Below are 12,235 nucleotides of genomic sequence, written 5' to 3' on the forward strand. Positions count from 1 at the left end.
AATAATTAAATTTATTCTACATTAATCGATCGCTCTATGTCAAGTTCTGCAAGCTTTACAGAATTTCGGCTTTGAATTTCAAATATCGGAATTGGGGTTAAATTAGTATTTTTTTGCATAACAAAATCGGAAGAGCCTGAAAAGTGTGGCTGACCTCAAAGTCAATTCGTGATTCTTTCCACAAATCAAGTGAGATTGCTATAGGAAGTAAGCCCTTGAAAATTTTTGCAATAAAAGGCATTTTTTGGCAGCTTATTGACTTGATTGGCTTATCTTGTTGAAGATACTCATCTTGAAGTGCTTTATAACAGAATATTTATATTTATACATAAAATTTTATTTTTTTATAAAATAAAGTGATTTACAATTCGTAAAAAATCAGAAGCTAGACAAAGCTGAACCCTAAGTCAATATAGCTTTCAGATGATTTATATAACGAGCTGACTCTCAATCTCAAACAATATGAAAATCTAAATAAGTATTTTTACTCATGACATCGAAAAATTGCCATGATAGATTGGCACGCATAAATAGATTGAAGTGTAACAAATATGGTTTTTCCAAATTTCCTAGATCGAAAAATTTTCCAATTTTTGACAAAAGAAGATTTTACTCAAACGTATAATCTTATTAAAAGAAGTTTGAAATTACAAAATGTCTTGTCAGATGGAGTTTACAGTTAATCTTCTCCTTAGACAAGTCTAACGAAAAGATTAAATACTTGAGAAATTATGTAAAGATCGAATTTCGATCTGGTAGAACGCAAAAATCTGAGTTGAATATTGAACCCTGCTTAAAACATGGCAGCAAAATTTAACAAGCTTGCGATGAAAACTACCACCTAAATGGGTTTCCTGGATGTTATGTTCAGATAACATGATACTGAGTATTTCAGCGATCGAAGCTGAATGTATCTCAATGGATGTAAACCTATGAGTTTGAGGGAGGTTGGGTTTCGCGATCGCTCCACCCAAAAACAGCTCAATTCAGTGCAAAGACTCCGATCTGATAAATTTACATTTTTGAGATCCACCCGTCAAAGTTTAGTTTTTTGTATCCGAAAGCTACATTTGTCGTAGCAAAGTCAGCAATTTCTCAAAGCGAAAAAGCTGAGTGAAGCTTGCTCTTAAGAGATGTAGTTGAGTTTAAAACTAAACTCTCTTTTGTCAAACTAAGGTAAGATTCTTAGTTAGAACAAAGTCTTAAACATCTTGAAAGGTTTGAGTTTGGGAGATTTTATGAGCTAAAAGTCTACCAATCGTAGAATTCAACTCGAAAGATCGATCGAACCCTCTCCCTGACAAGAATTAAACGGCTGCGATCGAAATTTTCATTCTGAGATGGCGAAAAACAGCTAATAACGATCGCCAGTTACTCACAGACACTTACCTTAGACACATCTCTGTAAATCACACCAGTAATCTTGAAGGAAAAGTCAATTATGTTTCTCGAACAATATCAAATAGATGCACTGTTTAAAAATGCGAGTGGTTCTCCCTGGGTGGGGCAAGTTCACTGTCTAGAATGCTATCGTGAATGCGTCCCATTCATTGCAAGCGATCGAAAATATATCGTTCAATTCATAACGCCCTATTTTTTTCAGGGGAGTGAATTTTACAAGGATATGTTGTTTCCCATGAAAAATGGTGATTACTTCATTCCTAAATCAGCTCACCGTCTTACCGACATTTCTGTCGTCAATGAAAGTAGTGGCAATCTGTCGATGTTAGACCCTCTATCAGAAACAGAACTCAGATCGTTTGCAGAAGGTCTCTGTCGTTCTTACATACAATTTGTTGAAGAGTACCTCCATATCAATCAGTTTTTTTCTCGTTTCGTGAACGACAAAATGGCTGATTTTTGCAACCAAATCATCGTCAAGAATTTTAGCGACTATACCGACAAATTTTCGATCGAAGTCTTCGAGAATCTCGCACCGCCCAATTATGGGTTTCAAATTCACCAAAAGTAACGCCACAGAAAAGGAACACCATAGAAAAGCAAGGAGAGCTTATGTCTGTCACAAAATTAGCCAGTTTTAAAATCGAGTTTACCGGGTCTAATCGACATCTATACTACAATGGAAATCAACAGGTATCGGTCACCGTAACTGCCCAAAAAATCGTAGATGGTAATTACGTGGATCTGACGCCAGAGGAGAAAAATAGCATTAAAGTAACAGAGCGATCGGAAAATGTTAATGCACCGCTCCCTCCAGGCTGGCATTCCGATACAGAAAAAAATGAATATGCAGAAGGAGCTTTTTCAGCAACCTCTTCTGTAAAAGAGCGTCTCGATCCGATTCCCATAAACATAGATTTCATCAAAGCTGACGATAACAGTCCAAATGTGGCCATACGGTATCTGAGAACCACGGAGACAGCTTCACGCCAGTTCATGGCAACGATTGTCGTTGCAGGAACCACATATTCGACGAATATGCCGGACTTTAATCAGTACATCAGTGTCAGTCCGTCTTCTCCCTATCAAATTCAAGTCTCGAACTTAAAACTCGAACGAGATGATGCTTATAACAAGGAAGTTTCTAAAGGTCAGCATATCGACATAGATGTTTACTATTGGACTCTTCCTTCTGGTCTCAAGGTCGTACGTCAGAGTTTCTCAGATTATTTGAACGTCTTTTTTAGCAAGCATTACCCGTTTTACCTATCTGGCAGTTCTCCGGCTATCTGTAATAGTCTGATAAAACCTCACGTGACTTCACTCGATGTGAATGACTTTATTACGCAGCAGTCAGGAAATGTTCGACTCTACAGTGCTGGTATTTATATTCGTGGAGTACGCTCTCGTGCTGATGGTTATGTTTATGCATCTCCCGGTGAGAAGCCATATATCAGTACAACCATAACCGACACCTATGGATGCGTCCATAGCTATCGCTGCTATTCCGAGAACGACCATAATACTCTCAAGTTGACTGATGCTTGAATGCAATCTGCTAGGTAGGAACACAGGCTTACTGGTGCAAAAAAGTCCTGAAACCCTTGTGAGAAAAGATCTCGCCGTATTAAAGGGTTGCCCGCAAAATCCCAGATCGGTAAATGGCTGCCGGAGATCCCCGGCATCTTGGAGATGCCGGGGATCTGGTTTAAATTCAAGTTAATACTTTATGTATTTTGTCAATCCCCGATCTCGAAAAGTTTTCTGCACCACTGAGGGAACACAGGAAATTAAAGGTCAATTTGAGTAGAGCGACAGCGAACCCTAACAACAGGAACAGGTCGATCGAGTACAAAAAACTTGTATCTAATGGATTCACATTTAGATTTGCATTTTTCAGATACACTCAAAACGGAAAAAATGGATCGATCTTCCGAATCTGGTAGGTAAAGTTAATACTTATAGCCTCGTTCGCAAGCAATCTTGAAGGAAAAGTGAATTATGTTTCTCGAACCATATCAAATAGACGCACTGTTTAAAAATGCTAGTGGCTCTCCCTGGGTGGGACAAGTTCATTGTCTAGAACGCTATCGTGAATGCGTTCCATTCATTGCAAGCGATCGAAAATATATTATGCAATTTATAACGCCCTATTTTTTTCAAGGAAATGAGTTTTATCAAGATATGTTGTTTCCGTCTACTGATGGGGGCTACTTTATCCCCAAAGCCTCTCACCGCCTCACTGATATTTCTACAGTGAATGATGACGGTTCTTTATCTATTTTAGAGCCTTTGTCAGAAACAGAGTTGAGGTCGTTTGCCACAGCACTCAGAAGTGCTTGCATAAAGTTTGTAGAAGAGTATCCTCATATCAATCAGTTTTTTTCTCGTTTTGTCAATGACAAAATTGCTGAGTTTTACAATCGAATTGTTATTGGAGATTTTCGCGAATATGCTGACAGATTCACTGTTGAAGTTTTTGAAAATATTGCTCGCCCTAATTATGGATTTCAAATCCATAAAAACTAAGTTTTGACTCTAGTTTTTGTCGAGATTGGCATGGAGAATCGAGACTTGTATTCTCTATTGAAAAAGGTATTTCTCGAGTTCGGCTCTCTACCTCATGAATTTTAACCCAAAGTCCAGCTCTATGATGGCTTCAACAATTTCTTACAGAGCAACTTTGGAAAAGCCCCACAAAACAGCACAACGGTAAAATTAGGAGGACTTCATTATGTCTGTCACAAAATTGACCAGCTTTAAAATTGAGTTTACCGGGCCTAATCAGCATCTATATTCCAATGGAAATCAACAACTATCGGTAACAGTCATCGCACAGAAAACCGTAGATGGTAATTACGTAGATTTGACGCCAGAAGAAAAGAACAGCATCAGAGTCACTGAACGGTCTGAAAATATAAATGCTCCTTTACCTCCTAATTGGTATTCCGACACACAACAAAATGGATTCACTGAAGGTCCGTACTCTGGAGCGCCTGTTGCGCGAAGGAGTCTCGATGAAGCTCCAGAGGAAACACATCCGATTCAGACCTATGATGATTCTAATCCAAATGTTGCTGTACGCTATTTGAGGACAACCGACACCGCTTCACGTCAATTTATGGGGACGATTGTGATTGAGGGTACGAAGTATACCACCAATATGGCAAGCTACAATCAATATTTGAAGGTTACTCCGACAGCACCCTACAAAATTACAGTGGATCGTCTTCAACTAAACAGAGACGATGCTTACACCAAAGAAATCAACAAAAATTCAACCCTTGATATTGATATTTACTACTGGACTCTACCAAATCTAGCAGTCAAACAAGAATCTTTTTCTGGAGCGGGTTATCGGAATTCTAAGCTGGAATTCTGTTTTGCTCAAACTGTAAGTAGCTCTTTACGACTTGGTGCAGCAATCAAAAAAGATGTCACTTCGTTAAAAGTGGGAGATATTTCTGGGGGGCCTAACACATCAGATAATGTTCCCCTAAGTTCCAGTGATTCTTATATGAGAGCGTTGCGCTATTTCTTGAGTGGATATAGTTATGGTAGCTCTCCATATAATAATAATTTACGCTGGACGATTGTTGATAACTATGGCTGCACTCACAAATTTATTCTCCGTGCGGCTAACAGTGACTACAACACTCTCTCGCTAACCAACGGATAGCGAACTCAAACTATCGATCGATGGTAGAAACAGCTATTCAATCATTGAGTTCTGTTCGCTCAAGAGATGAGTGAGAGTGGCGTTACTCTTTGAACACACATGACTGAGATAATTTTGTAAAAATTAGGAGATCGCTCGAAATGGCAACCAATATTTATTCCAATGCCTTTAATTTCAGTTCTTACCTAACTGGAAAAGTCGATCTGCGTACTGGACAATATGGATTTACGCTAAAACTAGCAACCTTGCATCCGCGATCGGCTCCGAAACAGACTCGGGATATCGTTTTAACATTTTCAGCACTCAGTACCACTAACATTGGCTATGGTAAAGGCTGGACATTGAACTGTAACAGTGTATACAACGACAAAACAGATACGATACGATTGTTTGATGGAACCAGCTATCAAGCCAAATATCTACCGAATAGCGGACCGATCGAATTCAAAGATAAGAAAATTAAAGATACAGTTGCTGTTCGGTCTGGAGATAAAGAAATTCAAGTATTTTACAAAAACGGCACGGTCGAAATCCTGAAAAAGCTGAGTGATATCTCTCCGTATCAAACCACAGAATGGATTTTAGAAAGTGGAGAAACATTCCATTACCATTACGATCTATCTACCAGTCATCTAACTTCAATAATCAATGCAGACGGGACGACGCTTCTTAGTTTAACCTATCAAAGCAGTGGAAGAGAAATTCGACACGCCGATACATTAACTTCAGAAGGTAAAACAGCAAGAGTGACTTTTGCATTTACCAATGAAAATTTAACGACGATTAGTCTTCCCTACGATCCCAGCGTCATATCTTACAGTGAATTTGGTACTCAACTCAATTACGACGACATTTACGGTTTTTCAGTTATTCGACGGGTGGTGTCTCCGGTCGGTGATATAGATACGATCGCGTACAATCGGGACGGTCATCTCGTAGATACAGGGATATATATTCCCAACGTCCGTGAATGGACGGTGTATCCCGGAGGCGACCAGCCGATCGTTCGTAAAACCTACCAGTACAGTTTGGGTAGTAATTTCTTAGGGTATCCAGTAAACGGCGGTTATCGAGAAGGAATTGATAACCTGTACCTCGCTATTGGAAATTATAGTTACTGGGGTGAAGAAAGAGTCGTCAATCCTAACAACGATACAGACATTTTAAGCTACACCAAAAATACCTTCAATAAATTTCACTTACAGACCGAAGAAGTCACCCAGCGAGGCAACGCTCGAGTAACCGAAACGACTACTTATAACGAAATACCGGGAGAATCCTTTGAGAACCAACCCGCCAATCTTCGGTTACCGAATAAAGTCAGCACGACTTATGAATTTACCGATACTGGGGACAGTCGAACGATCTGTACCGAACTCACAACAGACGAATACGGAAATATACGATCGCAAATCGATCGAACTGGAATTCAGACAGAATACGAATACTATCCCCAGGCTGGAGAATCGGGAAAATGTCCGGCAGAACCATTCGGATATTTTGTGCGATATCTCAAACAAAAAACAATCGTTCCCGCACCGATTGCAGGTTTGTCGCAGACCAATAAGGTGATGTCGTACACCTTTACTTCAATTCCTCGATTGCCATCTGTACCGGGGGACTATTTCGTCGTCAAACATACCGAAACCTCTAATGGCGGAGCGATCCTACAAACCTATGACTATTATAACGATCCGAATAATTTTCGCTGTGGGTTGCTCAAAACACTTTCTAAAGCTAAATCTGGAAAAACCTTAATCCAGTCCTTAGATTATATTCAAGAAAATGGAGCCACCCGCAAAGCTTCAACAGTCACAGGTTTCGACGGACTGACCGCTAGTAGCAGCCAAACGGTCTGCGATAGTACGGCACTTGTGCTACAGCAGGTCAATATCGATGGCGTTATCTCAAATACGAAGTACGATGTTTTAGGTCGGGTCGTTAAAACCACTTCCGCAGTGGGGACGCCATACGAAACACAGGAAACCCACGAATATAAATTTGTAGGAGAATCGGAAGGAATTACGCAAAGTCAAGTCATTTCGACCGATGCAATGGGAGTTCGTATCCGCGTTCGGTTTGATGGTCTCGGGCGTACTTTAACCAAAGAAATGCAGGACGACACTGGTGCGTTTTGCGAGATGAGTAAAACTTCTTACGATTCCCTCGGACAGAAAATCACTGAGGTCAATCGGGATTACTCTAACGGTGAAGTTTGTTTCAGCAATACGAAGAATTATATTTACGATAATTTTGGAAAAATTTCTGAAATTCGGCATAGTGATGGGCGTATTGAAACCAGTGTGTTCGATCCGATCGCCTTAACACTAACTGAAGGCTTGAAACTCGATCGCGGTGGAGACTCCTCGTTGTCTTCAGTGCGGACAACTTATAATTTAGCCAAACAACCCATAAAAGTAGAACGTCTGTATAGCAATGGCAGCGTTTACAGTACGGCAACAATTGAGTACGACGGATTTGGTCGCAAAAAAAGTTTCCAAACAACAACTAATCAGACATCAAGTTTAGAATACGATTCGTTCGACCGAGTCGTTCGTGCCGTACAATTTGACGGAAATGAATATCGAACAGAATATGCAGATTGGTCGCAGGGAGCGCTGATTGAAAAACTGAGTATTGCAGATTTATCACAAGGCAGCACTCCAGTTTATACATTGGGCGAACAAAAGTTCGATGGTTTAGGTCGCACGGCCGGTCGCACAGTTGGGGGTCGGAATACTGTCTTCGCTTATAACGGATCTCAAGATTATCCCACCAATGTTACGACACCCCGCCAAAATACCATCGACTTCAAATACCTTCCAGAGTTAAACCTTCAACCCCAAAACGTGACCACTTACACGGGGAGTACAACTCAAGCGAACAACGTATTTAACTTCGCACACAAGACACTTAGTGGTTATCCCACTGGTAGTCTAATCAGTGTGGAAAACGAGAATGCAACTTACACCTATCGATATTCGATCACGGGTTTGTTAAACGAGACGGTGTTTACCGATAAAACAGTAACACCAAACGAAACCACATCTACTCGTGCTACTCATACGTTAGCCGGAGTTCGACTCAGCACTAGCATCGGTCCAGAAAATTCTCCCTTGACCCAAATTACATATAGCTATGATTCGTATGGTCGCCCGATCTCCACAGAACAGAACGGCGTAAGATCGACCACCCAGTACGATGCTTTTGGTCGAGTGCAGACCAATACCACTGAAAATGCTGCGGGAGAACAGCAGGTTGTTGAAGTCACGTATGACGAGTTCAGTCGCGAAACCGAACGTCATATTGTCCTCAAAAATAGTAACAGTCAGACCCTATACGATTGCCGCATACAACTGTCTTACGATAAGGGAAATAAGATAACCGAACGTATCCATAGGGTCGAGAGCGAGACGCTCACCGAAAACTTTACCTACGATGTCAAAAACCGCTTACTCCGTTATACGGCGACAGCCACTCACGATGCACTTTTACCCAAGAACGAATACGGACTCGCGATAACAACTCAGGTATTCGCCTACGATTTACTGGATAATATGCGATCGGTTACCACAGATTTTAGCGATCGCAGTAACAACGTCGCCACCTATTTCTATGAAAATGCTGACAACCGACAGGTCAGCAAGATCGCAAACACACATCCTTCTTATCCGTCCGAATTACAATTTCGGTACGATGCTGACGGCAACCTGATCGATGATGGAGCAGGTCGTACAATGGAGTATACGACTTCCGGGCGATTGGCTCGCGCGATCGACAATGGCACAGAAACAGTTCGCTATCGTTACGATCCTTACGAACATCTTCTTGCAACAGACAAACCGAGTGGCACAAAAGCCGTTCGCCACTATGTCGCAGAGCAGGTTGCATTGGAACGAGAGGACAATGGCTCCACAATTTTTGTATCTCACAATGGAATGCCTATTGCTGAAATCGATTCTGGAGACGTACGACTTCTAGGTGCGAATTCCCAAAACTCGACAATCTCAGTATTTGACGAGTCGACAGGAGAGGTTAAGACGCAGTCCTATACTCCATACGGAGCGAATCCAGAAAGTAATTCGAGAATTGGATTTAACGGCGAACTCAAGGATCGCTCGACTGGCCTGTATCATCTCGGAAATGGGACTCGGACGTACAACCCAAATTTAGGATTGTTCGCATCGGCAGACACCTGGAGTCCGTTCAATGGCGGGGGGATCAACCCTTATCTTTACTGTCATGGAAATCCGTTGAATTTGATGGATCCTTCAGGTCACTTCAGTACGGGGTGGGATCTGGGACTGAACATCTTTTCGTTCATCATCGACGCCATTGTTGTCGGATTGGCGATCGCCAGTATTGCTACAGGAGCAGGGGTAATTATTGGAGCAGCAGGGTTGGCTTTGCTTGGAGGTAGTTTGGGACTGGTGAGCGATACGCTTGGGATTGCCGCTGATTCTATGGCGATCGACGATGAAAATCGAGGGCTTAACCGAAGTGACACGATTCAAAACTTAGGCTTTGCCTCTGGTATCTTTGGGCTAGCTTCTATAGGCATTGACTTAGGAACTGCGGCATGGGATATCGGTAAAATGGCTGTCAAGGGTTCCAAGTTAATCGATCGAACTGCAGAAGCTTCCAAGATAGTCGCGGGTTACGATGTGGCCAGCGAAACCGTCACCATTACTCGTATCGAACACACGGGAGATGCATCTCGTTCGCTCAGCCGCAGTGATAGTTTTAGTGATGCAGTGTGGGTCGAAAGGGGAATCGTGGACGATCCCAATAACCCAGGATTATCCTATATCGATGGTACAGTTTATTCTCGATCGGATCAGGTCGATCGGGTCGCAAACTTAACCTTTAACAGGCCTTTTACGAAAAGTGAGTGGAGCAGCCCATTTATCGATTTTCTCGGATTTTCCTTAATACCGGGCAAAGGCTATGCCCGAAAAATTATAGGGGCTAGTATGGGCGTTTCTTCCCTGGCTGCGAGTATTGCTCTATTGAGTAACACAACATGGAAACCAGCTTCAGCTAACAACAATTCCGATGGAAATAAGGCTACTGGTGTAAATTCCAGTTCGAGTTCTAATCTGTCTACATCCACTTCAACTCAATCGGAGCAAGGGCTAGTTGTAAATCTCAGAGAAAAATATCCATTTCCGTAATTGCATTTCTTTCATTGCCCCCACCTTCGAGGGGCGGTGTGCGTCTTTCAGGGAAGAGTTAAGGGGGTAGAGTGCAGAGTCAAGAATTCTCACTCTACCCTTTTTCCTTTCCACTCTTCACTAATCAACACACGTCTTACCTCTGTGCATTATCAACGATCGATTGCCCTAAAGCCAACCGCGTAACCCATACACGACAATTCCCACATATTCCTTGAGGGCGCGAGTGGTGAGGGCGAGGCGATGAGCGTCGGGGATAATATTGAGGACGATCGCCTCCCAACTGTCAGACATAGCGGCGAGGCTGGCGTCTGTCACCAGAAAGTCCGTCGGGGCAGGGATGGCATCGATTCCCTGCTTCTTAAACACCCGCAGCGATCGCGGCATATGCAACGCAGAGGTGACGAGAAGAACCCGTTGAATTCCCCGTTCCTCGAGAATTTCTTTGACGTTGACGGCATTTTGATGGGTGTTGAGAGAGGTGCGATCGAGCAAAATTTGCTCTGACGGAACCCCCATCGCTTCGACAATTTTCGCCATGTCTTCGGCTTCCGAACCCACTTCGCCCCGCCAGCTAATGCGTCCGCCGGACAACACCACGTACTCGGCTTTCCCATCTAAATAGAGTTTTGCGCCGTAGAGGGTACGATCGCCCGCTTCGTTGACTTCCACCCAAGGACGCGGCGGCGAGGGCGATCGCGTCGCACCCCCCAACACCACGATCGCCTCAGCGGTGGGAAGTTCTTCAGTGGGAATATGCTGACTTTCGAGCGATCGCACCAATCCCGCACACACCCATCCATTCCCCCCCGCCATCAACACCACGAACGCCAGGAAAACTGAAAACGCCGCGCACCGAGGACGTTTCCACAGCAATACCAGAGACGCTAACATCAATAGCAGACTCAATCCCAGCGGATAAACGAACAGCGGGAGGAGTTTAGAGAGGAAGAAAAACATGGTGGAACTTCAACTTAGTGAGGGTTGCGGTCGATCGATCTGACGATTTCCTGTACCGTGGGTTTCAAGCGATCGTACTCCACAATTGTCAGATCGAGGCGTTTGAGGGAATTCAATCCGATGGATTTTTGCGATCCGACTTCTCGATCGAGCGTTGCGGTGTCGAGAACGTAAAACTCTCATTGCGAAACGTCTAGGGGGTCGAGGCGATCGAAATCCGTTTCGCAAAACACACAAAAAACATACAGATCGGCACGTCGCTGGGCTATGTTTTGACCTCCGGATTTGAGACGAGTTGTATCGAGATATTTCGGTTGAATTGAAAACTTAATATTTGAGAGCTTCTCCTGTTCCCAAGCCTGAACGTATGCCGCACTTTTAACTTCTATCTTAAATCCCTCGAACTCCACATCTCGATCGTCCAACTCAACCCGAACCGGGGTTTTAACATCGAGAGCAGACGCCACGATAAATTCAGCTAAAACGCCGCGAATCGTATTTTCCAGCAAATTAGAACTCGACCACTGCCAAAAATCCAATATGGTAAAATTTAGAGACTTACCTCGATTCAAAAAAGGTTGAATCTTTAAATATTGTTTTGGATCGATCTGGCCTAAAGCTCTGTTGTCTTCTCGATTCATTGCCGTTGATTTGTATTTTTAAAGTCTCATGAATTTCTTGAATTGAAGTCTATTTCAATTCAAGAAATTATACGAAATCCGAATATCAAATACTGGTTTTACTCAGTCAAACAAGCCCCTCTATCCCCCCAACCCCCCTTTGAAAGGGGGGCTAAGGGGGGATGTGGTGAAGACTTTTTGAAACCTAGCTTATCGAAAACGGATTCCGTATAACTCGGCGGTGAAGAATTGAATTTTATGAAGGGCTTGCTGAAAAGAAGTGAAAAGCTTACGACGTAAGGCTTAGAGGAGTCTTGACATGGCTTCGAGAACCCGAAAAAGAGGTAAAATTGGAAATTCCTGTGCATCCGGCAAGAAAAAATGTATCAAAAATCACAAAA

The 12,235-nt window shown here is 42.8% G+C and carries 7 protein-coding genes; 5 read left to right on the forward strand and 2 right to left on the reverse strand.

Annotated elements, in window-relative coordinates; genetic code table 11:
- Positions 1-1,441: 1,441 nt before the first annotated feature.
- The 5 genes from POG22_RS11145 to POG22_RS11165 all read left to right on the forward strand — a co-directional run bounded on the left by POG22_RS11145 (position 1,442) and on the right by POG22_RS11165 (position 10,254).
- Positions 1,442-1,972: a hypothetical protein gene (locus POG22_RS11145; RefSeq protein ID WP_144053674.1), complete on the forward strand. Its 531-nt coding sequence runs from the start codon at positions 1,442-1,444 to the stop codon at positions 1,970-1,972.
- Between the two features lie 41 nt (positions 1,973-2,013).
- Positions 2,014-2,949 carry a hypothetical protein gene (locus POG22_RS11150; protein ID WP_498905278.1) on the forward strand — a complete coding sequence of 312 codons (936 nt, stop codon included), beginning with the start codon at positions 2,014-2,016 and terminating at the stop codon, positions 2,947-2,949.
- A gap of 453 nt (positions 2,950-3,402) precedes the next feature.
- A complete protein-coding gene (locus POG22_RS11155; protein WP_144053673.1) occupies positions 3,403-3,930 on the forward strand; it encodes a hypothetical protein in 528 nt (175 codons plus the stop codon).
- Positions 3,931-4,135: 205 nt separating this feature from the next.
- A complete protein-coding gene (locus POG22_RS11160; RefSeq protein WP_498905279.1) occupies positions 4,136-5,080 on the forward strand; it encodes a hypothetical protein in 945 nt (314 codons plus the stop codon).
- Between the two features lie 140 nt (positions 5,081-5,220).
- Positions 5,221-10,254 (forward strand): RHS repeat-associated core domain-containing protein, encoded by a 5,034-nt coding sequence (locus POG22_RS11165; RefSeq protein WP_498905281.1) that lies wholly within the window; start codon positions 5,221-5,223, stop codon positions 10,252-10,254.
- A gap of 168 nt (positions 10,255-10,422) precedes the next feature.
- Here the strand turns inward: POG22_RS11165 and POG22_RS11170 are convergent, their stop codons facing one another.
- Positions 10,423-11,214, reverse strand: a complete 792-nt coding sequence (locus POG22_RS11170; RefSeq protein ID WP_498905282.1) for a YdcF family protein — start codon at positions 11,212-11,214, stop codon at positions 10,423-10,425.
- Positions 11,215-11,393: 179 nt separating this feature from the next.
- Positions 11,394-11,753, reverse strand: coding sequence for a hypothetical protein (locus POG22_RS11175; RefSeq protein ID WP_498905283.1), 360 nt, complete (start codon positions 11,751-11,753; stop codon positions 11,394-11,396).
- Between the last annotated feature and the right edge of the window lie 482 nt (positions 11,754-12,235).

The organism is Geitlerinema sp. CS-897 (assembly GCF_028368005.1).
GTDB classification, from domain to species: Bacteria; Cyanobacteriota; Cyanobacteriia; order Cyanobacteriales; family Geitlerinemataceae; genus Baaleninema; species Baaleninema simplex.